Below are 23699 nucleotides of genomic sequence, written 5' to 3'. Positions count from 1 at the left end.
ATAAAAATTATGGCACAAAAAAGCCTTTCAAAAAATTAATGAAAGGCTTAAATTTTAATATCTAATAAATGCTATTATCCTATTTTAAAAGCATTCATTTTAGGGTAATATGCTACCTCTCCTAATTCTTCTTCAATACGTAATAATTGATTGTATTTTGCCATACGATCGCTACGTGATGCAGAACCTGTTTTTATTTGACCACAATTAAGTGCTACAGCTAAATCTGCAATAGTATTATCTTCTGTTTCACCAGACCTATGTGACATTACAGACGTGTAACCTGCATTGTGTGCCATATTTACCGCTGCAATAGTTTCGGTTAACGTACCTATTTGGTTTACTTTAATTAAAATTGAATTAGCTATATCTTTTTTAATTCCTTTAGATAACCTTTCTACATTAGTTACATATAAATCGTCTCCAACTAATTGTACTTTATCTCCAATTTGCTCGGTAAGATATTTCCATCCATCCCAATCGTTTTCATCCATTCCATCTTCAATAGAAATAATTGGATATTTTTTTGAAAGTTCTGCAAGATAATCTGCTTGTTCTTTACTTGTTCTTACTTTTCCTGCTTCTCCCTCAAATTTAGTGTAATCGTATTTTCCATCTACATAAAACTCTGCTGCTGCACAGTCTAAAGCAATCATTACATCATCTCCTAAAGTATATCCTGCATTATCAACAGCTTTTTTTATAGTGTCTAACGCATCTTCTGTTCCTCCTTCTAAATTTGGTGCAAAACCTCCTTCGTCTCCAACTGCTGTACTTAAACCTCTGTCGTGTAGTACCTTTTTTAAGTTATGAAAAATTTCTGTTCCCATTTGTAATGCATGAGAAAAGCTTTCTGCTTTTACAGGCATAACCATAAATTCTTGGAAAGCAATAGGAGCATCACTATGCGAACCTCCATTAATAATATTCATCATTGGCACTGGTAAAGTATTAGCACTTACTCCTCCAACATAACGATATAGTGGCATTCCTAATTCTGCTGCTGCGGCTTTTGCTACTGCTAAAGAAACTCCTAAAATAGCATTTGCTCCTAACTTAGCTTTATTTGATGTTCCATCTATTTCGCACATTAATGTGTCTATATAGTTTTGCTCGAATACGTTTACTCCTAAAAGTTCCTCGGCTAGAATAGTATTTACATTTTCTACGGCCTTTGTAACACCTTTTCCCATAAATTTATTTCCGCCGTCGCGCAACTCTACTGCTTCGTGTTCTCCTGTTGATGCTCCAGATGGTACTGCTGCTCTTCCTAAAAATCCGTTTTCGGTTTCTACATCTACTTCTACCGTTGGATTTCCTCTTGAATCGAAAATTTGTCTTGCGTGAACGTTGATTATTATACTCATAATTGGTGTTTTAAAATTTATTTAACCTTCAAATTTACTATTTAATTCTGTGTTTTTTAAAATTTACATATAGAATTGAATATAAATTTTGCGATAACGTTTTAGTATAATAAAAAAAGCAACAGATTGAATTTCTATTGCTTTTTTTATATTATTTGTTTTTTAAAATATTTATAAAGTCATCAAATAAATAAGATGAATCATTTGGTCCAGGACTTGCTTCTGGATGGTATTGTACTGAGAATACATTTTTAGATTTCATTTTTATACCTGCTACGGTATTATCATTTAAATGTACATGTGTAATTTCTATATCATCATGTGCTTCGGTTTCTTCTCTATTAATTGCAAATCCATGGTTTTGAGATGTTATTTCTCCTTTTCCTGTTACTAGATTTTTTACAGGATGATTTATTCCTCTATGTCCATTGTGCATTTTGTATGTTGAAATACCATTAGCTAATGCTATTACTTGGTGTCCTAAGCAAATTCCAAATAAAGGCAAATCTCTTTTAATAATTTCTTTAGCAACTTCTTGAGCTTCTATTAATGGTTCTGGATCTCCTGGTCCATTTGATAAAAAATATCCATCCGGATTCCAAGAACTTAAATCTTCGAAAGTTGAATTATAAGGAAATACTTTTATATAACTTCCTCTTTTTGCAAGGTTTCTAAGAATATTCTTTTTAATACCAATATCTAATGCTGCAATTTTTATTGGCGCATTTTCATCTCCTACAAAATAAGGTTCTTTTGTAGATACTTTTGAAGCTAACTCTAATCCATTCATATTTGGAATATTTGCTAACTCTTTTTTTAATTTTTCTATATTATCAGTTTCAGTAGATATTACTGCATTCATTGCTCCATTATCTCGAATATATGCAACTAATGCTCTTGTATCTACATCTGAAATTGCTAAGAGATTGTTTTCATTTAAAAAGTCTTCTAAAGATCCATCTGCAGCATCACGAGAAAAATTATAGCTAAAATTCTTGCAAATTAAGCCCGCTATTTTAATAGAGTCAGACTCTACTTCCTCATTATTAACACCATAGTTTCCTATGTGTGCGTTTGTTGTTACCATTAACTGGCCATAGTATGAAGGATCTGTAAATATTTCTTGATAACCAGTCATTCCGGTATTAAAGCATACTTCACCGAATGCACTGCCTTCTCTACCTACTGCTTTACCATGAAAAATGGTACCATCGGCTAATAAGATTACTGCTTTCTTTAATTTTTGATATTTCATAATTTGTAGTAGTTGTGTCAAAAAGTTTTGCAAAATTGCATAAAAAAAAGGATAAACTAAAATAGTTTATCCTTTATATATTAAATGATTATTAACATTATAACGAATTATAATATTTCATAATCTTAATTACGTCTTTTTCTTCTTTATAAGATAAATTATTTTTCTTTACATAACTAACGATTTCTTTTTTAAAATCGGACATTATATCTAAAATCTGCTTCTTTTTTAATTTAATTTCTTGAACATTATAGTTGTCTTTTGAATAAAAATAGTCTTCTTTTATATAATATCTATCGTTTGTTTCTTTAAGTTTAGTCAGAACATTTACAGATCCTTTTAAAATTTCTCCTTGATAGCTTTTTGTAAAAGTTATTTTCTCTCCTTGAGATAAGAGAAAATGAAATCTAGACTTATTTGTTTCAATATTGTTCATCTTCTTTAAAAGGATATTGTCAAGTTTGGCATAATTTATATTGCTGTCTCCAAACATGTAAATAGAATCCTTTTTATATTCGGTAACCAATTTATCTTCGTTCGAATTATAATTACCGTTTTCTATTTTATATACTTTTTTATCTTTAGTATAAATAGTTAACTCTCTATTGTTTTCTAAAACTAACGGAGTTCCTTTAACTAATTCCTCTTTATTTACATACATCCACTGGCCTTTTGAGTTCACTGCGGCATAAGCTAAATGATCGTTATTATTTATTTGAGGCCCTTGCCACATGGCGTGACTATAAGTTTCTGGGTTAAGCGTTAAACTGCTTTCTCCTACTGCTCCAACGTTAGGTTGGTTAATTTGAGCATTACTGATAAAAAAAATAAAATTAATGGCAATAAAAACTACTTTTCTCATAATTAAAATATTTTTGGTTACTATAAAATATATCAAAAATCACACCAAAAAATAAAAAATTAACAAACAAAAAAAAGGATAAACTGTTTAAGTTTATCCTTTTAAGTATTAATGTTAATTTAAATTATAGTGTATTATAATATTTTATAATTTTAACTACATCTTCTTCTTCTTTATAAGATAAGTCATTTCTCTTAACATAGTCTGCAATTTCTTTTTTTGCATCGGACATTACGTTTAATAAATGTTTTTTCTTAAGTCTTATCTCCTCAACTGTTGAATTATCTTTTGAAATGTAATAATCGTCATTAAGAATATACTTGTCGCTTGTTTCTTTCAACTTTGTCATTACATTAATTGTACCTTCTTTTATGGTAGAAAAATAAGCTTTTGTTAATGTAAGTTTTTCTCCTTGACTTAATACAAAATGAAATCTACTTTTATTAGATTCTGTATCGTTAAATTTTCTTAAAACAACGTTATCAAGTTTTGCGTGAGCGATATTTTTATCTCCAAATACATAAATTGAATCTTTAGTATACTCTGTTACTAATTTATCTAATTTAGCATTATAATTACCATTTTCAATTTTATAAACTTTATCATCTTTTGTAAAAATAACTAAATTGCAATTATCTTCTAAAGCTAATGGCGTCCCTTTTACTGTAGTTTTCCAAGAAGAAGTCATCCATTGTCCTCTGGAATTAACGGCATCAAAAGCGTTTCTAAAATCGTTAGATGCTGCCGGGCCACTTAAATTCTGCATAGGATTTGCGCTTCCTTGAGAATAAGAAGTTAAAGTTATTAAAAGAGTTAATGCAATAAACATTATTTTTTTCATAATTGTATTTTTTTATTAGTTATAATTAAGGTATCAAGAATTATACCTTTTGGGTGGTTAAACCAAAAATAAAAAAAAAGGATAAACTATTTTAGTTTATCCTTTTAAAATAATGTTAATTAACATTATTATTCTTCTTCGTTAGTTGCTTTAGTTTCAACTGGAGTAGCTGCAGCTTTTCCACCACGACGACTTCTACGTGTAGTTTTCTTAGCTTTCTTATCTGCATTGTAGATTTCATTATAATCTACAAGTTCAATCATTGCCATATCAGCATTATCACCTAAACGGTTTCCTAACTTAATTATTCTTGTATATCCACCTGGACGATCTCCAATTTTTGCGGCTACATCTCTAAATAATTCTGTAACTGCATCTTTTTGACGCAATTTAGAAAAAACTAAACGACGATTATGTGTCGTATCGTTTTTAGATTTTGTAATCATTGGCTCAACAAAACCTTTTAAAGCTTTAGCTTTTGCTACAGTTGTGTTAATACGTTTGTGCTCGATTAAAGAACAAGCCATGTTTGCTAACATTGCTTTTCTATGAGCGGTTTGTCTTCCTAAGTGATTTACTTTTTTTCCGTGTCTCATGACATTTGTGTTATCATCTTGCTACCAAACTCATTTTTTGAGGAGCAAAATATGATTAATAAAAAAATTGTTAGTCTTTATCTAACTTATATTTTGATAAGTCCATTCCGAAATTTAAACCTTTTACATTTACAAGCTCTTCAAGCTCTGTTAAAGATTTCTTACCGAAGTTACGGAACTTCATTAAATCGTTTTTATTGAAAGATACTAAGTCTCCTAATGTATCTACTTCAGCAGCTTTTAAACAATTAAGTGCACGTACAGATAAATCCATATCCACTAATTTAGTTTTAAGCAACTGTCTCATGTGAAGTGACTCTTCATCATAAGTTTCGGTTTGTGCTATTTCATCAGCTTCTAATGTAATACGCTCATCTGAGAATAACATGAAGTGGTGAATTAACGTTTTTGCAGCTTCTGTTAAAGCATCTTGAGGAGTTATTGATCCGTCAGATTGAATTTCGAAAACTAATTTTTCGTAATCTGTCTTTTGCTCTACACGGTAATTCTCAATGCTATACTTAACATTCTTTATTGGTGTATAAATTGAATCTGTGAAGATTGTTCCTATTGGTGCAGAAGCTTTCTTGTTTTCTTCTGCAGGAACATAACCTCTTCCTTTTTCAATAGTAATTTCCATAGAAACACTCACTTTAGGATCTAAGTTACAGATTACTAAATCTGAATTTAATACTTGGAAACCTGAAATAAACTTTTGGAAATCACCTGCTGTAATTTTATCTTGACCAGAAATAGAGATAGAAACAGACTCGTTATCTACATCTTCTATTTGACGCTTAAAACGCATTTGTTTTAAGTTTAATATAATTTCTGTTACGTCTTCTACGACACCTGCTATTGCAGAAAATTCGTGATCAACACCTTCTATTCTTACCGATGTTATTGCAAATCCTTCTAAGGAAGATAATAAAACTCTTCTTAAAGCATTTCCTACTGTTAATCCATATCCTGGTTCTAGTGGTCTGAATTCGAATTTACCTTCGAAATCAGTAGAATCAATCATGATTACTTTATCGGGCTTTTGAAAATTAAATACTGCCATTTTTTTCTTCGTTTTAATTGTTATTTAGTTGCGCGGTTAATAAGTTTGAAGAACACAAATAAACCCTTTGGCTAAATACCAATATTAATAATTTATTATTTAGAGTATAATTCGACGATGAATTGCTCATTAATGTTTTCTGGAATTTGAATTCTAGCAGGAACAGAAACATATGTTCCTTCTTTAGTTGCAGAATTCCAAGTTATCCATTCGTAAACATTACTTGAATTTGATAATGATCTTTCGATAGCTTCTAAAGATTTAGATTTTTCTCTAACTGCTACAACATCACCTGCTTTTAATTGGTAAGAAGGTACATTTACCAACTCTCCATTTACCGTAATGTGTCTGTGTGATACTAATTGTCTTGCGGCACTTCTTGTTGGAGCGATTCCCATTCTAAATACTACGTTGTCTAATCTAGACTCACATAATTGTAATAAAACCTCACCTGTAATACCTGGAGCAGCTGTTGCTCTTTTAAACATATTTCTGAATTGCTTCTCTAATACACCGTAAGTATATTTAGCTTTTTGCTTTTCCATTAATTGGATTGCATATTCAGATTTCTTTCCACGACGACGTGCGTTACCATGTTGCCCTGGTGGGTAATTTCTTTTTTCGAAGGCTTTATCGTCTCCGAAGATAGCTTCGCCAAATTTACGAGCTATTTTAGTTTTAGGACCAGTATATCTTGCCATTTTAAATTGTTTTATGAGAGTGCTTGGTGAATTAAGGTCTTAATCTTATCCTTCGACTAGCGTTGGTCTCTCGTTAATACTTGTTAATATTATTTTTTTCAGTTTGCAAATTTACACAAAAAATTAACATCAGCTATATTAAATAACTGATATTAATTTTATCTATAAATGCAAATGCAATGTAATTAAACTCTTCTACGCTTAGGAGGACGACATCCATTGTGCGGTAAAGGTGTAACATCAATAATTTCTGTTACTTCAATACCAGCATTATGTATAGAACGAATAGCAGATTCTCTACCATTTCCTGGACCTTTAACGTAAACTTTTACTTTCTTTAATCCAGCTTCCTTTGCTACTCCTGCAGCATCTTCTGCACATAATTGTGCTGCGTAAGGTGTGTTCTTTTTAGAACCTCTAAATCCCATTTTTCCAGCAGATGACCATGAAATTACATCACCTTTCTTGTTTGTTAATGAGATAATAATGTTGTTAAAAGAAGCTGTTATGTGAGCTTCTCCAACAGCTTCAACTATAACTTTACGTTTTTTAGCTGATTTTGTATTTGTCTTTGCCATATTTCTATAGGGTTGAGTAATTAGTGTATAGTCGCTAGAATCCTAAACTATTATAATTTCAAACAGATTCTTTCCAACGCCTAAATACTAAAGACTAAATATTTAATTATTACTTAGTTGCTTTTTTCTTATTAGCAACAGTTTTTCTTCTACCTTTTCTAGTTCTAGAGTTGTTTTTAGTACGTTGACCTCTTAAAGGTAAACCAGCTCTATGACGAATACCTCTGTAACATCCGATATCCATTAATCGCTTAATGTTTAATTGTGTTTCAGAACGTAATTCTCCTTCGATAGTAAATGTTCCAACAGACTCACGAATAGCTGCTATTTGATCATCGTCCCAATCTTGAACTTTAATACTTTCATCTACTTTAGCTGTCGCTAAAATTTCTTGAGCTCTACTTCTACCTATTCCATAGATATAAGTTAAAGATATAACTCCTCTTTTGTTTTTTGGTATGTCTACACCTGCAATTCTAGCCATAATTATCCTTGTCTTTGTTTGAATCTAGGATTCTTTTTGTTAATGACGTAAAGTCTTCCTTTTCTACGTACGATTTTGCAATCTACGCTTCTTTTTTTAACTGATGCTCTTACTTTCATCTCTGTTAGTATCTATAAGTTATACGAGCCTTAGTTAAATCATAAGGACTCATTTCTAATTTCACCTTATCTCCAGGTAACAATTTAATGTAATGCATACGCATTTTACCCGAAATATGTGCCGTCACTATGTGACCATTTTCTAATTCTACACGAAACATAGCATTAGATAATGCTTCTATAATTGTTCCGTCTTGTTCTATTGCTGCTTGTTTTGCCATAGTATAATATTAAGCTACTGCTTTTCTATTTTTACCAGTTTTCATTAAGCCATCATAATGTCTATTCAACAAATAAGAATTTACTTGCTGCATAGTATCAATTGCAACTCCAACCATAATTAATAATGATGTTCCTCCAAAAAATAACGCCCAACCTGATTGTACTCCCATTAACTTAAATACAAATGCTGGAAAAACAGCAATTAAAGCTAAAAAGATTGAACCTGGTAATGTTATTTGAGACATGATCTTATCTAAATATTCTGATGTTTCAGATCCTGGTCTAATTCCTGGAATAAAACCTCCACTACGTTTAAGATCGTCTGCCATTTTATTAGTTGGTACTGTAATAGCTGTATAAAAATATGTGAATATTATAATTAACAATCCAAATACTATATTATACCATAAGCCAAACATATCTTGAAAATTAGCCTGTATCCAAAGTCCCGTTGAAGTATCTTTTAATAAAGACGATCCTCCTATTAAACCAGGTACAAACATAATTGCTTGAGCAAAAATTATTGGCATTACTCCAGAAGCGTTAAGCTTTAACGGAATAAATTGTCTTGCTCCTCCAAATACATTTTTTTCGTATCCTCCTGTTGCAGATCGTCTAGCGTATTGCACTGCTATTTTTCTAACTGCCATTACTAATAATACAGAAGCTGCTATAATTGCAAACCAAATTACAATTTCAAAAAGAATCATCATTGCTCCACTTCCAGAAGTTGTTCTAGCACTTACATTCTGTAAGAAAGATTTTGGTAATGTTGCAATAATACCTACCATAATTAATAATGAGATTCCATTACCAATACCCTTATCAGTAATTTTTTCTCCTAACCACATAGCAAAAATACAACCGGTAACTAAAATTACTATAGATGAAAAATAGAATACACCGCCTTGTCCTAATAGAAAAGCAGAGTTTGGAATACCAAACATTGGCTGTAAACTAGCTAAATAACCTGGAGCTTGTACTAAACAAATTCCAATAGTTAACCATCTAGTAATTTGAGTTATTTTCTTTTGTCCGCTAGCACCTTCTTTTTGAAGCTTTTGCAAATAAGGAATAGCTATTCCCATTAACTGAACTACAATAGAAGCCGAAATGTATGGCATAATACCTAAAGCAAAAACTGATGCATTTGCAAAAGCTCCACCTGTAAAGGCATTTAACACTCCTAATATACCGTCTTGAGTACTATTCTGTAAATTTGTTAACTGAGTAGCATCAATTCCTGGTAATACAATTTGTGCACCAAAACGATAAACTAATAATAAACCTAAAGTAAATATGATTCGGTTTCTTAGTTCCTCGATCTTCCAGACATTCTTAATCGTTTCTATAAATTTCATATTCTTTAGTAGGTCTTATAAAGTTTCTGCTTTTCCACCAGCAGCTTCTATAGCAGCTTTAGCGGTAGCAGTAAATTTATGTGCAGTTACATTTAATTTTGCTTTTAACTCTCCTCTTCCTAAGATTTTTACAAGCTCGTTTTTACCAGCTAATCCTAAAGAAACGATAGTTTCAAAATCTAATGTATCATTAATTTTCTTATCATCAACTAATTGTTGTAAAGTATCCAAGTTAATTCCTTGGTGCTCTATACGATTGATGTTAGTAAAACCAAATTTAGGCACACGTCTTTGAAGTGGCATTTGACCTCCTTCAAAACCAACCTTTTTAGAATATCCTGAACGAGATTTTGCTCCTTTGTGACCACGAGTAGCAGTACCACCTTTTCCAGAACCTTGTCCTCTTCCTATTCTTTTTCCTTGGTTTTTTACTGAACCTTCTGCAGGTTTTAAATTACTTAAATTCATTTTTCAGTATATTGTTATTTAGCTTCCTCTACAGAAACTAAGTGATTAACTTTTCTAATCATTCCTAAAATATTAGGAGTGTCTTCGTGCTCAATAGTTTGTCCAACTTTTTTTAAACCTAAAGCTAATAATGTAAGCTTTTGTCTTTTAGTACGGTTGATTGCGCTCTTAACTTTTGTTACTTTTATTTTTGCCATTTCTGTAAATATTAACCGTTAAAAACTTTCTCTAATGATATCCCTCTTTCACGAGCAATAGCTTGTGCACTTCTTAATTGTAATAAAGCATCAAAAGTTGCTTTTACTACATTATGAGGATTTGATGAGCCCTGAGATTTAGAAAGTACATCATGTACTCCTACTGCTTCAAGAACTGTTCTTACAGCTCCACCAGCAATTACTCCTGTACCCGGAGCTGCAGGAATGATATTTACTCTTGCTCCACCAAATTTACCTTTTTGTTCATGAGGTAAAGTTCCTTTAATAATAGGAATACGAACAAGGTTCTTTTTAGCGTCTTCAATAGCCTTTGCAATAGCACTTGCTACATCTTTTGATTTTCCTAAACCGTGTCCTACAACACCTGCTTCATCACCAACCACAACGATTGCTGAAAAACCAAATGCTCTACCACCTTTTGTTACTTTTGTAACCCTTTGTACACCAACCAAACGATCTTTAAGATCTAATCCACTTGGTTTTACTAACTCTGCACTTTTGTATTTTTGATACATAATTTCTTAGAATTTAAGTCCTGCTTCTCTAGCTCCTTCAGCTAATGATTTGATTCTTCCATGATATAAATACCCACCTCTATCAAAAGCGATAGTATTTATCCCTGCTTTAATTGCTTTTTCGGCAACAGACTTCCCTACTAATGTAGCGATTTCACTTTTATTACCTTTTGCAGAACTAATGTCTTTATCTCTTGAAGAAGATGCTACTATAGTTTTACCTGAAACATCATCAACTACTTGAGCATAAATTTCTTTATTACTTCTAAAAACAGCTAATCTAGGTCTTGCTTCTGTTCCAGAAACAACCTTACGGATTCTGCTTTTTATTCTTAGTCTTCTTTCGTTTTTTGTTAACGCCATAACTTAATTATTATGCTGATTTACCAGCTTTTCTTCTTAGTAATTCACCTACAAATTTAACACCTTTTCCTTTGTAAGGTTCTGGTGGTCTAAAACCACGAATTTTCGCAGCTACTTGTCCTACAAGTTGTTTGTCGTGTGATGTTAACTTAATGATTGGATTCTTACCTTTATCTGAAACTGTTTCCACTTTCACCTCTGGTGCAATACTCATAATAATATTATGAGAAAAACCTAAAGCTAACTCTAATTTGTTACCTTGGTTACTTGCTCTATATCCTACTCCTACTAGCTCAAGCTCTTTTGTCCATCCTTTTGATACACCTTCAATCATATTATTGATTAATGATCTGTATAAACCGTGCTTAGCTTTATTTTCTTTATTGTCTGATGAACGTGTAACTAAAACATTTTCATCTTCAACTTTAACTTCAACTGTATCATAAGTTTGAGACAATTCTCCTAACTTACCTTTTACAGTGATTACGCTATCTTTTACCTCTATAGTAACTCCTTCTGGAATTGCCACTGGATTATTTCCTATTCTTGACATCTCTTTCTTGTTTTATAGATTAGTAAACGTAACATAAAACTTCACCACCAACATTCTCACGTTGTGCTTGCTTTCCTGTCATTACTCCATGAGAAGTTGAAACGATAGCAATACCTAATCCGTTAAGAATTCTTGGTAATTCAGCTGAACTAGAATATTTACGTAAACCAGGCTTACTGATTCTTTGTAACTTTCTAATTACTGGTTCTTTTGTTTCTTTATTGTACTTAAGAGCAATTTTAATTGTTCCTTGTACAGAAGAATCATCGAATTTATAACTTAAAATATATCCTTGATCGAATAAAATTTTAGTTATATCCTTTTTTAAATTTGATGCAGGTATCTCAACAACTCTATGGTTAGCACGCACTGCGTTTCTAACTCTTGTAAGATAATCTGCAATTGGATCTGTATACATATGTATTAATTTGCGGACTGGGTTTTCGCACTATTGCGAACCTTAGACCAATTTATAATTTTACCAACTTGCTTTTCTAACTCCTGGTATTAATCCTTGGTTAGCCATTTCTCTAAATGTAACACGAGAAATACCAAATGTACGCATGTAACCTTTTGGTCTTCCTGTTAATTTACATCTATTGTGCTGACGAATTGGAGATGCATTTTTTGGTAGCTTTTGTAATGCTTCGTAATCACCAGCTTCTTTTAAAGCTTTGCGTTTCTCTGCATATTTTGCTACTGTTTTAGCTCTCTTCACCTCGCGGGCTTTCATTGATTCTTTAGCCATAACTTAGTTTTTTTGAAAAGGTAAACCTAATTCTGTTAATAATGATTTTGCTTCTTTATCAGTTTCAGCAGAAGTTACAAATGTAATATCCATTCCTGAAATTTTATTGATTTTATCAATATCAATTTCTGGAAAAATAATTTGTTCAGTAATTCCTAAATTGTAATTACCTCTTCCATCAAAACCTTTTGCTTTAATACCACTAAAGTCTCTTACTCGTGGTAAAGCAGAAGTTACTAAACGATCTAAAAATTCGTACATTCTTTCTCCTCTTAACGTAACCATAGCGCCAATAGGCATACCTTTACGTAATTTGAAACTTGCAACATCCTTTTTAGACAATGTAGCGATAGCTTTTTGTCCTGTTATAGTTGTTAACTCATCTAAAGCGTAGTCAACTAATTTCTTATCTGCAACTGCTGCACCAACACCTCTAGATACTACTATCTTTTTAAGTTTAGGTACTTGCATTACATTACTATAACCAAATTCTTCTGTAAGAGCTGCAATTACTTTGCTTTTATACTCTTCTTTAAGTCTAGGTGAATATGCCATAACTATATTACTTCGTTTGATTTTTTTGAAAATCTTACTTTCTTTCCATCTTCCATTCTATAACCTACTCTTGTTGCTTCTCCCTTAGAAGTTAACAATGATAAGTTTGAAATTTGAATAGGAGCTTCTTTTTCAACGATTCCTCCTTGTGGACTTTGTGCACTTGGCTTAGTATGTTTCTTTACCATGTTCACGCCCTCAACGATCGCTTTGTTCTTATCGGCTAATACTTTTTGTACTTTCCCTTCTGATCCTTTATGATCTCCAGCAATTACTTTTACAGTATCTCCAGATTTTATTTTAAGCTTTGTCATCTTATTAAATGTCTTAAAGCACTTCTGGTGCTAATGATACAATTTTCATGAATTGTTTATCACGAAGTTCTCTAGCAACAGGTCCAAATACACGTGTTCCTCTCATTTCACCCGTTGGGTTTAAAAGTACACAAGCATTATCATCAAATCTTATATAAGATCCATCTGGACGTCTTACTTCTTTTTTAGTACGAACAACTACTGCTGTAGATACTGCTTTTTTCTTAATGTTTCCATTAGGAGTTGCATCTTTAACAGAAACAACAACTTTATCACCTACAGAAGCATATCTTCTTTTAGTACCTCCTAAAACACGGATTACTAAAACTTCTTTAGCTCCTGTGTTATCTGCTACTTTTATTCTTGATTCTTGTTGTACCATAATTACTTCGCTCTTTCAATTATTTCAACTAATCTCCAACATTTAGATTTAGATAAAGGTCTTGTTTCCATGATCTTTACTGTATCTCCAATGTTACAGTCGTTTGTTTCGTCGTGTGCTACGTATTTTTTCGTTTTTAAAACGAATTTTCCGTACATAGGATGTTTTACTTTTTTTACTTCGGCAACAACAATTGATTTCATCATTTTGTTACTAGTAACTACTCCTATACGTTCTTTTCTTAAGTTTCTTTTTTCCATCTTTCAGCAGAATTATTGTAATTCTCTTTTAGTTAATTCCGTTGCCAATCTAGCTACATCTCTTCTTACAGAACGTAATTGAATTGGGTTATCTAAAGGAGATATTGCATGTGCCATTTTTAGGTCTGAATAACTCTTTTTTGTCTCACTAAGTTTCTCTTGTAACTCAGCTACAGATAATTCTTTAATTTCTGATTGTTTCATAATATCAAATAAATTATGCTTCGTAATCTCTAGCGATTAAAAACTTTGTTTTTACCGGTAATTTTTGTGCTGCTAAACGTAATGCTTCTTTTGCAACGTCTAATGGCACACCTCCTATTTCAAAAAGGACTCTACCTGGCTTTACTACTGCTGCCCAATATTCTACTGCACCTTTACCTTTACCCATACGTACTTCAAGAGGTTTTTTAGTAATTGGCTTATCTGGAAATATTTTAATCCAAAGTTGCCCTTCTCTTTTCATGTGACGAGTTGCTGCAATACGTGCTGCTTCTATTTGACGCGAAGTTAAAAAGTTCGAGTCTAGTGATTTTATTCCAAAAGTTCCGTTAGATAGTTGATGCCCTCTTCCGGCATTACCTTTCATACGTCCTTTTTGTTGTTTACGAAATTTTGTTCTTTTAGGCTGTAACATTTTTGTCTTTTCTTTAAAAAATTACTTTCTACGACGTGATTTGTTGTCTCTGTTTCCTCCACGTCCACCTTTTCCTTGCTTCTTAGATAACCCAACAAGAGGAGAAAGTTCTCTTTTACCATATACTTCACCTTTCATGATCCATACTTTAACACCTAATCTACCATAAGTAGTATGTGCCTCAACTAAAGCATAATCAATATCGGCTCTAAAAGTTGATAAAGGAATACGTCCTTCTTTGTAGTGTTCTGAACGTGCCATTTCAGCTCCATTTAAACGACCACTAATTTGGATTTTTATTCCTTCAGCATTCATACGCATAGTAGCAGCAATAGCCATCTTAATTGCACGTCTGTAAGAAATTCTATTTTCTATCTGACGAGCGATACTTGTTCCTACTAAGAATGCATCTAATTCAGGTCTTTTAATCTCAAAGATATTGATCTGAACTTCTTTACCAGTAATTTTCTTAAGTTCTTCTTTTAACTTGTCTACTTCTTGCCCACCTTTACCAATAATGATTCCAGGTCTTGCAGTAGTAATAGTAACGGTTACAAGTTTTAAAGTTCTTTCAATTATTACTCTACTTACACTAGCTTTAGATAAACGCGCGTGAACGTATTTTCTAATCTTATCGTCTTCGGCAAGTTTGTCACCATAATCGTTTCCTCCGTACCAGTTAGACTCCCATCCTCTGATAATTCCTAAGCGATTCCCGATTGGATTTGTCTTTTGTCCCATATCTATCTTAGCTTTGTGTATTATTGTTAGCTCCAACTACGATTGTTACGTGGTTAGAACGTTTTCTTATTCTGTGTGCACGTCCTTGAGGTGCTGGACGTAATCTCTTTAACATAGATCCTCCGTCAACTCTAATTTCTTTAACAAAAAGTTCTGCTTCTTCTATAGATGCATCTTCATTTTTAGCTTGCCAGTTTGCAATAGCAGATACTAACAAAGTTTCTAAACGGTTTGATGCTTCTTTAGAGCTAAACTTAAGAATATTAAGTGCTTTTTCCACGCGTTCACCTCTTACTAAATCGGCTACTAAACGCATTTTTCTCGGTGATGTAGGACAGTTATTAAGTTTTGCAAAAGCAATTTGCTTTTTACTTTCCTTAATAGCGTCTGCCATTTGTTTTTTACGACTTCCCATAGCTTACTACTTTTTACCTTTATTTTTAGCACCAGCGTGACCTCTAAAAGATCTTGTTGGTGAAAATTCTCCTAATTTATGTCCTACCATATTCTCAGTAACATATACTGGAACAAATTGACGCCCATTGTGTACTGCTATTGTTTGTCCAACAAAATCTGGAGTTATCATACTAGCTCTAGACCAAGTTTTGATAACTGTTTTTTTATTAGCCTCTACATTAGCCGCCACTTTTCTTTCTAATTTATAATGAACGTAAGGTCCTTTTTTTAATGATCTTGCCATGTCTTATTTTTTTCTACGTTCTACAATATATTTATTACTTGCTTTAGTTTTAGAACGAGTTCTAAATCCTTTAGCTGGTATACCGTTTCTAGAACGTGGATGTCCACCAGATGATTTTCCTTCACCACCACCCATTGGATGATCGACAGGGTTCATTACTACTGGTCTTGTTCTTGGTCTTCTACCTAACCATCTTGATCTACCTGCTTTACCTGAAACTAATAATTGGTGATCTGAATTAGATACTACTCCAATTGTAGCCATACATGTAACTAAGATTAATCTTGTTTCACCTGAAGGTAACTTTACTGTTGCAAACTTTCCATCTCTTGCCATTAACTGAGCAAAAGCACCAGCACTACGAGCCATAACAGCTCCTTGACCTGGACGTAATTCTATACAAGAAATTATTGTCCCTAATGGTATATTTGCTAAAGGCATTGCATTTCCGATTTCTGGAGCTACATTTTCACCTGAAACAACAGTTTGTCCAACTTGTAATCCATTTTGAGCAATTACATAATTCTTCTCACCATCTTGGTAATTTAATAATGCGATAAACGCTGTACGGTTAGGATCGTATTGAATTGAAGCAACTTCTGCAGGAATTCCCGCCTTAGTTCTTTTAAAATCAATTATACGATACCTTCTTTTATGACCACCACCTTTATAACGGCTTGTCATACGACCTTGACTGTTTCTACCACCTGAACGTTTTTTCGGAGCTAATAAACTTTTCTCCGGCTTATCAGTTGTAATGGCGTCAAATCCATTAACAACTCTAAATCGCTGTCCTGGTGTGATTGGTTTTAATTTTCTTACTGACATTTGTCTTTAATTACATGTTAGTGTATAAATCAATTATCTCACCTTCCGCCAGTTGTACTATCGCTTTTTTCTTTGCGTTAGTTTTACCATGTTGAATACCAGTTTTTGTATACTTGGTACTTCTATCTGGACGGACATTTATAGTACGAACTTTTTCTACAGAAACTCCATAAGCAGCTTCAACTGCTTTTTTTATTTCTACCTTGTTCGCCTTAGTGTTCACGAAGAAGCTGAAACAGTTGTTTAATTCGCTGTTTGCAGTTGCTTTTTCTGTGATTATAGGTTTAATTAAGATACTCATTTTGTTTCTTATTTACTTAAATTCGTTACAATTCCTTCTAAAGCTCCTTCTAAAAGCACTACTTGATTTGCATTTAAAATCTTATAGGTGCTTAATTCTGAAGCAGTTACAACTTCAGAGCCTTTTAAATTGCGTGACGACAAATATACATTTTTATTTGACGCACCCAACACGAAGAGTGATTTTTTATTTTGTAAGTCTAAAGCATTCAAAATATTAGTGAAATTTTTAGTCTTTGGAGAATCAAAATTGAAGTCTTCTAAAACTACAATTGCCTTCTCATTTGCCTTGATACTAAAAGCTGATTTACGAGCTAATCTCTTTAAGCTTTTATTAAGCTTAAAACTATAGTTTCTTGGTCTTGGTCCAAACATACGTCCTCCACCTCTAAAAACTCCAGATTTAATTGAACCTGCACGAGCTGTACCTGTTCCTTTTTGCTTTTTAATCTTACGTGTTGATCCAGTAATCTCAGCTCTTTCTTTAGATTTGTGAGTACCTTGTCTTTGGTTTGCTAAATATTGTTTAACATCCAAATACACAGCATGATTATTAGGCTCAATAGCAAAAACATCGCTAGAAAGGTCTGCCTTTCTACCTGTTTCTTTTCCGTTTATATCTAAAACTGCTACTTTCATTATTTTCTAATAATTACATAAGCGTTTTTGTGACCAGGAACACATCCTTTAACCACAAGTAGATTCTTTTCAGCAACTACCTTTAAAACTCTTAAATTTTGAACTTTAATTGTGTCTCCACCCATTCTTCCTGCCATTTTCATTCCTTTGAAAACTCTTGCAGGATAAGATGCAGCTCCAATAGATCCTGGCGCTCTTAAACGGTTATGTTGACCGTGAGTAGCTTGACCTACACCACCGAAACCATGACGTTTTACAACACCTTGAAATCCTTTACCTTTTGATGTTCCTGAAACATCTACAAATTCGCCTTCTGCGAAGTGATCCACGGTGATAGCATCACCTAATTTGTACTCCTCCTCAAAACCTTGAAATTCGGCGATTTTGCGTTTTACAGAAGTTCCTGCTTTTTTAGCGTGACCTAAGTCTGCTTTTGTAGCACTTTTTTCTGTCGCGTCATCGAAACCTAATTGAACAGCTTCATAACCGTCAACTTCTTCAGTTCTGACTTGGGTAACGATACATGGTCCAGCTTCGATTACTGTACATGGAATATTTTTTCCATTTTCGTCGAAAATGCTGGTCATACCGATTTTTTTTCCAATTAACCCAGACATAATTATTATTTATTTATTGTTATTATTTATTAAAAACATTCAAGGCCGAAAATACGTTTCAGCCTTGAATTGTATTTTTTTCCGTTTTTCCTCAACCATCGTTAAGGACATGTAAGTTTATACTTAAACTTTGATTTCTACTTCTACTCCACTTGGTAACTCTAATTTCATAAGAGCATCAATTGTTTTTGAAGATGAAGAGTAAATATCTAATAATCTCTTGTAAGAGCTTAATTGAAATTGTTCTCTTGACTTCTTATTCACGTGTGGCGAACGTAGTACAGTAAAAATTTTCTTGTGTGTTGGTAATGGAATTGGTCCAGTTACAACAGCTCCAGTACTTTTAACTGTTTTTACAATCTTATCAGCAGACTTATCTACTAAGTTGTGATCGTAAGATTTTAATTTTATTCTGATTTTTTGACTCATTTTCTTAAGATTTACGATTCAACTCCTTTAGCTGCTTTGATTACTTCTTCTGATATATTAGAAGGTGTTTCAGCATAGTGAGAAAATTCCATTGTTGATGTTGCACGACCTGAAGATAATGTTCTTAATGTTGTTACATATCCAAACATTTCAGATAATGGTACAGTAGCTTTAACTGTTTTTGCTCCAGCTCTGTCACCCATATCACTTACTTGACCACGACGACGATTTAAGTCACCTACAATATCACCCATATTTTCTTCTGGAGTAATAACTTCAAGCTTCATGATTGGCTCCATAATTACCGCTTTTGCTGCTTTAGCTGAATTTTTAAATCCAAGCTTCGCTGCTAATTCGAACGATAATTGATCAGAATCCACATCATGGTAAGATCCATCTGTTAATGTTACTTTCATAGCATCAACTTCGTAACCAGCTAATGGTCCGTTAATCATTGCCATTTTAAATCCTTTTTCAATTGAAGGGATAAATTCTTTAGGAACGTTACCACCTTTAATTTCAGAAACGAATTCTAAACCAACTTTTCCTTCTTCAGCAGGTTCTAATGTAAATACAATATCTGCGAATTTACCACGTCCACCAGATTGTTTTTTGTAAACTTCTCTGTGTTCTGCACGTTGTGTAATTGCTTCTTTGTACTCTACTTGTGGCTGACCTTGATTTACTTCAACCTTAAACTCACGCTTAAGACGATCTACAATAATATCTAAGTGAAGCTCACCCATACCAGATATAATTGTCTGTCCAGAAGCCTCATCTGTTCTTGCTGTGAATGTTGGATCTTCTTCAGATAACTTAGCTAATGCCATACCTAATTTATCAACATCTGCTTTAGTTTTAGGCTCAACAGCAATACCAATTACTGGATCTGGGAAATCCATAGATTCTAAAACTATTGGATGCTTTTCGTCAGACATCGTATCTCCAGTCTTAATATCTTTAAATCCTACTGCTGCTCCAATATCTCCTGCTTCAATAAAATCGATAGCATTTTGCTTATTAGAGTGCATTTGGTAAATACGAGAAATACGCTCTTTTTTACCTGAACGGTTATTTAAGATGTAAGAACCCGCATCTAATCGTCCTGAATACGCTCTAAAAAATGCTAAACGCCCTACAAAAGGATCTGTTGCAATTTTAAATGCTAAAGCAGCAAATGGCTCCTTTACATCAGGCTTACGTAGCTCTTCTTTTTCTGTATCTGGATTAATTCCTCTAATACCTTCTTTATCTGTTGGAGACGGTAAATAACGACATACTGCATCTAACAAGAACTGTACACCTTTATTTTTAAATGCTGAACCACAAATCATTGGAATAATAGCCATATCCATTACAGCAGCTCTAAGTGCAGCGTGCACTTCTTCTTCTGTAATAGAATCTTCATCTTCCATGAATTTTTCTAATAAGTTCTCATCGTAAGTTGCAACTTCTTCAATTAAAAGAGCACGGTACTTACGAGCTTCAGCTTTCATATCCTCAGGAATATCGATAACATCGAAAGTTGCTCCTTGAGTTTCATCGTGCCATACAATAGCACGGTTTTTTACTAAATCTATAATACCTTTAAAATCTGCTTCGTCTCCAATGTTTAAAACGATTGGCACCGCGTTAGATTTTAACATATCTTTTACTTGTTGACAAACACCTAAAAAGTTAGATCCTTGACGGTCCATTTTATTAACGAAACCAATTCTTGGAACTTTATAGTTATCTGCTAATCTCCAGTTAGTTTCAGATTGCGGTTCAACACCATCAACTGCACTAAATAAAAATACTAAACCATCTAATACACGTAAAGATCTATTTACTTCAACTGTAAAATCTACGTGACCAGGAGTATCAATAATATTAAAGTGATACCCTTTTGTTTCTGGAGTAGGCTGTGCGTTTTCTAAAGGAAACTGCCATGTACAAGTTGTAGCCGCAGAGGTAATAGTAATACCACGCTCCTGCTCTTGCTCCATCCAGTCCATTGTTGCAGCACCATCATGTACTTCACCAATTTTATGTGAAACTCCAGTATAATATAGAATACGCTCTGTTGTTGTTGTTTTACCAGCATCAATATGAGCTGCAATTCCTATGTTTCTTGTGAATTTTAAATCTCTTGCCATTTTTTCTTAAAATCTAAAGTGAGAGAATGCTTTATTTGCTTCAGCCATTTTATGAGTATCTACTCTTTTCTTAACCGCTGCACCTTCTTCTTTAGCCGCTGCTAAAACTTCTGCTGCTAAACGTTGTGCCATAGATTTTTCGTTTCTTTTTCTAGAAAAGCTAATAAGCCATTTCATAGCTGTAGAAACCTTACGGTCTGCACGTATTGGGTTAGGAATTTGAAATGTAGCCCCACCAACTCTACGACTACGTACTTCTACGTGAGGCATAACGTTAGATAAAGCATCCTTCCATACTTCTAATGCTGTTTTTTCTTCGTCTGTTTTCTTAGACTCTACAATGTCAATCGCATCGTAAAATACCTTAAAAGCTACTGACTTCTTTCCATCCCACATCATCATGTTAACAAAACGAGTTACTAACTGATCGTTAAAACGCGGATCTGGTAAAAGCGGTCTTTTTTTCGCTGCTCTTTTTCTCATGTCTTCTTCTTAAAGTTTTAAAATTACTTCTTAGGGCGTTTTGCACCATACTTAGATCTACGTTGCGTACGACCATCAACACCTGCGGTATCTAATGCTCCACGTACAATGTGGTATCTAACTCCTGGTAAATCTTTTACCCTTCCACCTCTAACCAATACTATCGAGTGCTCTTGTAGATTATGACCTTCTCCACCGATGTATGCGTTTACTTCGTTACCATTTGTTAAACGAACCCTTGCTACCTTACGCATTGCTGAGTTTGGTTTTTTAGGTGTCGTTGTATACACACGAGTACACACACCACGTCTCTGTGGACAAGAATCTAAAGCAGCCGATTTACTCTTCTTGGTTATTTTGGCTCTTCCTTTTCTTACTAATTGTGAAATTGTTGGCATATATATTTATATATAAATTTAATTGACCTCTTCTAAGAGGGCTGCAAAGGTAGAAATTAATTTTTGAAATTCAAACCTTAAAAGATTAATTTTCAATACTTTTTTAAATTTCCATTTCACTCTATATTATATCCAATGTTTTTCCGTTAGATTTACAACCATATATAATAAATTAATTCTGTGTCAAAACACACCTGCATAATACTAACCTTTTTTTTATTCTCTCTCTCGAATCTACTTGCTCAAGACTTAAGCTTAATTATTTCTGGATCGAACAATCAAGAGAACACCATAATTAATAGTTTAGAGTATAAAAAAAAACATCCCAACTACAACTCTATTATAAATGAAGTAGACACTGTTGCTCAAAAATTGATTAAAACAGGTTATATTGATTACGAACAATCACCAATAAAAAAACTTAATGACACTGTATTTAAAATTAAACTTAAACTAAACACAAAATACAATCTCATAAAAATTAATTACAACAACTCTGTTATAGACAAAAAAATAATAGACGAAATCTCAAAGAATAGTTTCGAACATTATTTTATTATTCCATTTAAAAATATTGAAAAAACATTAGAAACAATAAATAATAAAATTTCAAACAATGGATTTCCTTTTTCAAAAATCAAACTTTCAAACCTAAAAAAAGAGAGTAAAAATTCTCTAACCGCAAATTTAATTATTCTAAAAGGTGGCAATAAAAGAAGTTTAGATAAGATTACAATTAAAGGATATGAAAAATTCCCAAAATCATACCTAAAAAGATTCCTTAAAATTAAAACTCAAAAAAAATTCAATATAGAAGAGATAAACAGAAAAATGACAACATTAAAGAGCTTAGGTTTTGCTGAACAAACGAAAAATCCTGAAGCTTTATTTACAAAAGATTCCACAACGTTATACATATATCTTAAAAAAATACAAAATAATGCTTTTGATGGCTTCTTAGGTTTTAACACTAATGAAGAAACAAATAAAATAGACTTTAACGGATATATTAATTTAAAGCTAAATAACAATCTTAACTATGGAGAGTCTTTTAATTTAATTTACAAAAGTGACGAAAGTCAACAAAAGAATTTTGAAATAAATTTAAATTTACCATATTTATTCTCAACTCCTATTGGCACAGAATTATCTTTACAAATCTTAAAGAGAGATTCCTCTTTTACATCTGTAAGTCAAAAAGCAAATTTATTTTATCAGCTAACACCTAAAAGCAAAATATTTTTAGGTGTTGAAGGTGTAGAGTCTAACAATTTATTAAATAACGAATTAAATTTAGACATAGAGGATTACAATAGCAACAATATTAATCTCAAATATATTTTTGAAAACGCAAACAACACCAGTAATCTTTTTAGATTAAACAGCAAAATAAACCTAGAATTGAGTTTTGGAAAACGAAAAACAGAAAATCTAACTGAAGAACAGGAAAAATATAGTATTGACGCGTTTTATACATTTAAAATTAACAAAAAAAACAGTTTTTACACAAGAATACAAGCTGCTACAAAAAACTCTGAAACTTATTTTGAAAACGAATTATTTAGGTTTGGAGGAATAAATTCCATAAGAGGTTTTCAAGAAAATAGTATTTTAGCAAATAAGTTCTATGTTTTTAACACAGAATACAGATACGAACTAAACAAAAACTTATACAGCTACACAATAATTGACTTTTCAAACTACGAAAATAAAATTTCAAATACGAAAGAAAACCTATATGGTTTTGGACTAGGATTTGGACTTTTAACAAGGGCAGGATTGTTAAAATTTAACTTTGCAAACGGAAAATCTGAAAATCAAAACTTCGTGTTTTCAAATAGTAAGATTCACATAAGTTTAGTCTCATTTTTTTAAACTTCTTTAACTAAAAAAATTTTTTTTTTGAAAAAAAATCAAAAATTTAACCAATAAATATTGTTTTATTAACTTTTTATTATGATTTT

37 protein-coding genes are annotated in these 23699 nt (G+C 32.5%); 1 reads left to right on the top strand and 36 read right to left on the bottom strand.

Annotation, left to right across the window (positions count from 1 at the left end):
• Positions 1-74 precede the first annotated feature (74 nt).
• The 36 genes from eno to rpsL all read right to left on the bottom strand — a co-directional run bounded on the left by eno (position 75) and on the right by rpsL (position 21735).
• Entirely contained in the window at positions 75-1367 is a 1293-nt protein-coding gene (gene eno, locus BWR22_RS04015; RefSeq protein ID WP_076732142.1) for a phosphopyruvate hydratase, read from the bottom strand.
• Positions 1368-1518: 151 nt separating this feature from the next.
• Positions 1519-2622, bottom strand: a complete 1104-nt coding sequence (gene carA / locus BWR22_RS04010; RefSeq protein ID WP_076732141.1) for a glutamine-hydrolyzing carbamoyl-phosphate synthase small subunit — start codon at positions 2620-2622, stop codon at positions 1519-1521.
• 97 nt (positions 2623-2719) lie between these two features.
• Positions 2720-3484, bottom strand: coding sequence for a hypothetical protein (locus BWR22_RS04005; protein ID WP_076732140.1), 765 nt, complete (start codon positions 3482-3484; stop codon positions 2720-2722).
• Positions 3485-3608: 124 nt separating this feature from the next.
• Positions 3609-4325 (bottom strand): hypothetical protein, encoded by a 717-nt coding sequence (locus tag BWR22_RS04000; protein WP_076732139.1) that lies wholly within the window; start codon positions 4323-4325, stop codon positions 3609-3611.
• Positions 4326-4453: 128 nt separating this feature from the next.
• Positions 4454-4921: a 50S ribosomal protein L17 gene (rplQ, locus tag BWR22_RS03995; RefSeq protein WP_076732138.1), complete on the bottom strand. Its 468-nt coding sequence runs from the start codon at positions 4919-4921 to the stop codon at positions 4454-4456.
• Between the two features lie 70 nt (positions 4922-4991).
• Positions 4992-5984: a DNA-directed RNA polymerase subunit alpha gene (locus BWR22_RS03990; RefSeq protein WP_076732137.1), complete on the bottom strand. Its 993-nt coding sequence runs from the start codon at positions 5982-5984 to the stop codon at positions 4992-4994.
• A 95-nt stretch (positions 5985-6079) separates the two neighbouring features.
• A complete protein-coding gene (gene rpsD / locus BWR22_RS03985; protein ID WP_076732136.1) occupies positions 6080-6685 on the bottom strand; it encodes a 30S ribosomal protein S4 in 606 nt (201 codons plus the stop codon).
• A gap of 185 nt (positions 6686-6870) precedes the next feature.
• Positions 6871-7263: a 30S ribosomal protein S11 gene (gene rpsK, locus BWR22_RS03980; protein ID WP_076732135.1), complete on the bottom strand. Its 393-nt coding sequence runs from the start codon at positions 7261-7263 to the stop codon at positions 6871-6873.
• 109 nt (positions 7264-7372) lie between these two features.
• Positions 7373-7747 (bottom strand): 30S ribosomal protein S13, encoded by a 375-nt coding sequence (rpsM, locus tag BWR22_RS03975; RefSeq protein WP_076732134.1) that lies wholly within the window; start codon positions 7745-7747, stop codon positions 7373-7375.
• Positions 7748-7749: 2 nt separating this feature from the next.
• The gene (ykgO, locus tag BWR22_RS03970; RefSeq protein WP_076732133.1) at positions 7750-7866 is read right to left on the bottom strand and encodes a type B 50S ribosomal protein L36; all 117 of its coding nucleotides are present in this window, start codon (positions 7864-7866) and stop codon (positions 7750-7752) included.
• Positions 7867-7871: 5 nt separating this feature from the next.
• Positions 7872-8087 (bottom strand): translation initiation factor IF-1, encoded by a 216-nt coding sequence (gene infA, locus BWR22_RS03965; protein WP_007094967.1) that lies wholly within the window; start codon positions 8085-8087, stop codon positions 7872-7874.
• Positions 8088-8096: 9 nt separating this feature from the next.
• Positions 8097-9449, bottom strand: coding sequence for a preprotein translocase subunit SecY (gene secY / locus BWR22_RS03960; RefSeq protein WP_076732132.1), 1353 nt, complete (start codon positions 9447-9449; stop codon positions 8097-8099).
• 15 nt (positions 9450-9464) lie between these two features.
• A complete protein-coding gene (gene rplO / locus BWR22_RS03955) occupies positions 9465-9917 on the bottom strand; it encodes a 50S ribosomal protein L15 (protein ID WP_076732131.1) in 453 nt (150 codons plus the stop codon).
• A 14-nt stretch (positions 9918-9931) separates the two neighbouring features.
• Positions 9932-10114, bottom strand: a complete 183-nt coding sequence (gene rpmD, locus BWR22_RS03950; RefSeq protein WP_076732130.1) for a 50S ribosomal protein L30 — start codon at positions 10112-10114, stop codon at positions 9932-9934.
• Between the two features lie 11 nt (positions 10115-10125).
• A complete protein-coding gene (gene rpsE, locus BWR22_RS03945; RefSeq protein ID WP_076732129.1) occupies positions 10126-10650 on the bottom strand; it encodes a 30S ribosomal protein S5 in 525 nt (174 codons plus the stop codon).
• A gap of 6 nt (positions 10651-10656) precedes the next feature.
• On the bottom strand, positions 10657-11013 hold the full coding sequence (gene rplR / locus BWR22_RS03940; RefSeq protein WP_076732128.1) for a 50S ribosomal protein L18: 357 nt from the start codon (positions 11011-11013) through the stop codon (positions 10657-10659).
• Positions 11014-11023: 10 nt separating this feature from the next.
• Complete coding sequence (gene rplF / locus BWR22_RS03935; RefSeq protein ID WP_076732127.1) at positions 11024-11566, bottom strand: 50S ribosomal protein L6; 543 nt, start codon at positions 11564-11566, stop codon at positions 11024-11026.
• A gap of 19 nt (positions 11567-11585) precedes the next feature.
• Positions 11586-11984, bottom strand: a complete 399-nt coding sequence (rpsH, locus tag BWR22_RS03930; protein ID WP_076732126.1) for a 30S ribosomal protein S8 — start codon at positions 11982-11984, stop codon at positions 11586-11588.
• A gap of 60 nt (positions 11985-12044) precedes the next feature.
• Positions 12045-12314 (bottom strand): 30S ribosomal protein S14, encoded by a 270-nt coding sequence (gene rpsN, locus BWR22_RS03925; RefSeq protein WP_040278732.1) that lies wholly within the window; start codon positions 12312-12314, stop codon positions 12045-12047.
• 3 nt (positions 12315-12317) lie between these two features.
• On the bottom strand, positions 12318-12869 hold the full coding sequence (rplE, locus tag BWR22_RS03920; protein WP_076732125.1) for a 50S ribosomal protein L5: 552 nt from the start codon (positions 12867-12869) through the stop codon (positions 12318-12320).
• A gap of 2 nt (positions 12870-12871) precedes the next feature.
• Positions 12872-13183: a 50S ribosomal protein L24 gene (gene rplX / locus BWR22_RS03915; protein WP_076732124.1), complete on the bottom strand. Its 312-nt coding sequence runs from the start codon at positions 13181-13183 to the stop codon at positions 12872-12874.
• A gap of 13 nt (positions 13184-13196) precedes the next feature.
• Entirely contained in the window at positions 13197-13565 is a 369-nt protein-coding gene (rplN, locus tag BWR22_RS03910; RefSeq protein ID WP_013869034.1) for a 50S ribosomal protein L14, read from the bottom strand.
• A 2-nt stretch (positions 13566-13567) separates the two neighbouring features.
• Entirely contained in the window at positions 13568-13825 is a 258-nt protein-coding gene (gene rpsQ / locus BWR22_RS03905; protein WP_013869035.1) for a 30S ribosomal protein S17, read from the bottom strand.
• A gap of 12 nt (positions 13826-13837) precedes the next feature.
• Positions 13838-14029: a 50S ribosomal protein L29 gene (rpmC, locus tag BWR22_RS03900; RefSeq protein ID WP_013869036.1), complete on the bottom strand. Its 192-nt coding sequence runs from the start codon at positions 14027-14029 to the stop codon at positions 13838-13840.
• 13 nt (positions 14030-14042) lie between these two features.
• Positions 14043-14462, bottom strand: coding sequence for a 50S ribosomal protein L16 (rplP, locus tag BWR22_RS03895; protein WP_055435711.1), 420 nt, complete (start codon positions 14460-14462; stop codon positions 14043-14045).
• 21 nt (positions 14463-14483) lie between these two features.
• Positions 14484-15203 carry a 30S ribosomal protein S3 gene (gene rpsC, locus BWR22_RS03890; protein ID WP_076732123.1) on the bottom strand — a complete coding sequence of 240 codons (720 nt, stop codon included), beginning with the start codon at positions 15201-15203 and terminating at the stop codon, positions 14484-14486.
• 7 nt (positions 15204-15210) lie between these two features.
• Positions 15211-15618, bottom strand: a complete 408-nt coding sequence (rplV, locus tag BWR22_RS03885; protein WP_076732122.1) for a 50S ribosomal protein L22 — start codon at positions 15616-15618, stop codon at positions 15211-15213.
• A 6-nt stretch (positions 15619-15624) separates the two neighbouring features.
• Positions 15625-15903, bottom strand: a complete 279-nt coding sequence (gene rpsS, locus BWR22_RS03880) for a 30S ribosomal protein S19 (RefSeq protein WP_013869040.1) — start codon at positions 15901-15903, stop codon at positions 15625-15627.
• Positions 15904-15906: 3 nt separating this feature from the next.
• Complete coding sequence (gene rplB / locus BWR22_RS03875) at positions 15907-16731, bottom strand: 50S ribosomal protein L2 (RefSeq protein WP_076732121.1); 825 nt, start codon at positions 16729-16731, stop codon at positions 15907-15909.
• A gap of 10 nt (positions 16732-16741) precedes the next feature.
• Positions 16742-17032 (bottom strand): 50S ribosomal protein L23, encoded by a 291-nt coding sequence (rplW, locus tag BWR22_RS03870; protein ID WP_076732120.1) that lies wholly within the window; start codon positions 17030-17032, stop codon positions 16742-16744.
• An 8-nt stretch (positions 17033-17040) separates the two neighbouring features.
• Positions 17041-17670, bottom strand: a complete 630-nt coding sequence (gene rplD, locus BWR22_RS03865) for a 50S ribosomal protein L4 (protein WP_076732119.1) — start codon at positions 17668-17670, stop codon at positions 17041-17043.
• The gene (gene rplC, locus BWR22_RS03860; protein WP_076732118.1) at positions 17670-18287 is read right to left on the bottom strand and encodes a 50S ribosomal protein L3; all 618 of its coding nucleotides are present in this window, start codon (positions 18285-18287) and stop codon (positions 17670-17672) included. The genes rplD and rplC overlap by 1 nt, the downstream gene beginning before the upstream one ends.
• 123 nt (positions 18288-18410) lie before the next feature.
• The gene (gene rpsJ / locus BWR22_RS03855; protein ID WP_007650482.1) at positions 18411-18716 is read right to left on the bottom strand and encodes a 30S ribosomal protein S10; all 306 of its coding nucleotides are present in this window, start codon (positions 18714-18716) and stop codon (positions 18411-18413) included.
• An 11-nt stretch (positions 18717-18727) separates the two neighbouring features.
• Complete coding sequence (fusA, locus tag BWR22_RS03850; protein ID WP_076732117.1) at positions 18728-20854, bottom strand: elongation factor G; 2127 nt, start codon at positions 20852-20854, stop codon at positions 18728-18730.
• A gap of 6 nt (positions 20855-20860) precedes the next feature.
• Complete coding sequence (gene rpsG, locus BWR22_RS03845; protein WP_013869046.1) at positions 20861-21337, bottom strand: 30S ribosomal protein S7; 477 nt, start codon at positions 21335-21337, stop codon at positions 20861-20863.
• A 23-nt stretch (positions 21338-21360) separates the two neighbouring features.
• Entirely contained in the window at positions 21361-21735 is a 375-nt protein-coding gene (gene rpsL / locus BWR22_RS03840) for a 30S ribosomal protein S12 (RefSeq protein ID WP_013869047.1), read from the bottom strand.
• A gap of 180 nt (positions 21736-21915) precedes the next feature.
• On the opposite strand from rpsL, the gene BWR22_RS03835 reads away from it, so the two are divergent.
• Positions 21916-23610, top strand: a complete 1695-nt coding sequence (locus BWR22_RS03835; protein ID WP_076732116.1) for a POTRA domain-containing protein — start codon at positions 21916-21918, stop codon at positions 23608-23610.
• The last annotated feature ends 89 nt before the right edge of the window (positions 23611-23699 follow it).

Source organism: Lacinutrix venerupis, assembly GCF_001971745.1.
In the GTDB taxonomy this organism is placed as follows: domain Bacteria; phylum Bacteroidota; class Bacteroidia; order Flavobacteriales; family Flavobacteriaceae; genus Lacinutrix; species Lacinutrix venerupis.
This window is presented reverse-complemented; position numbering and strand designations above follow the sequence as displayed.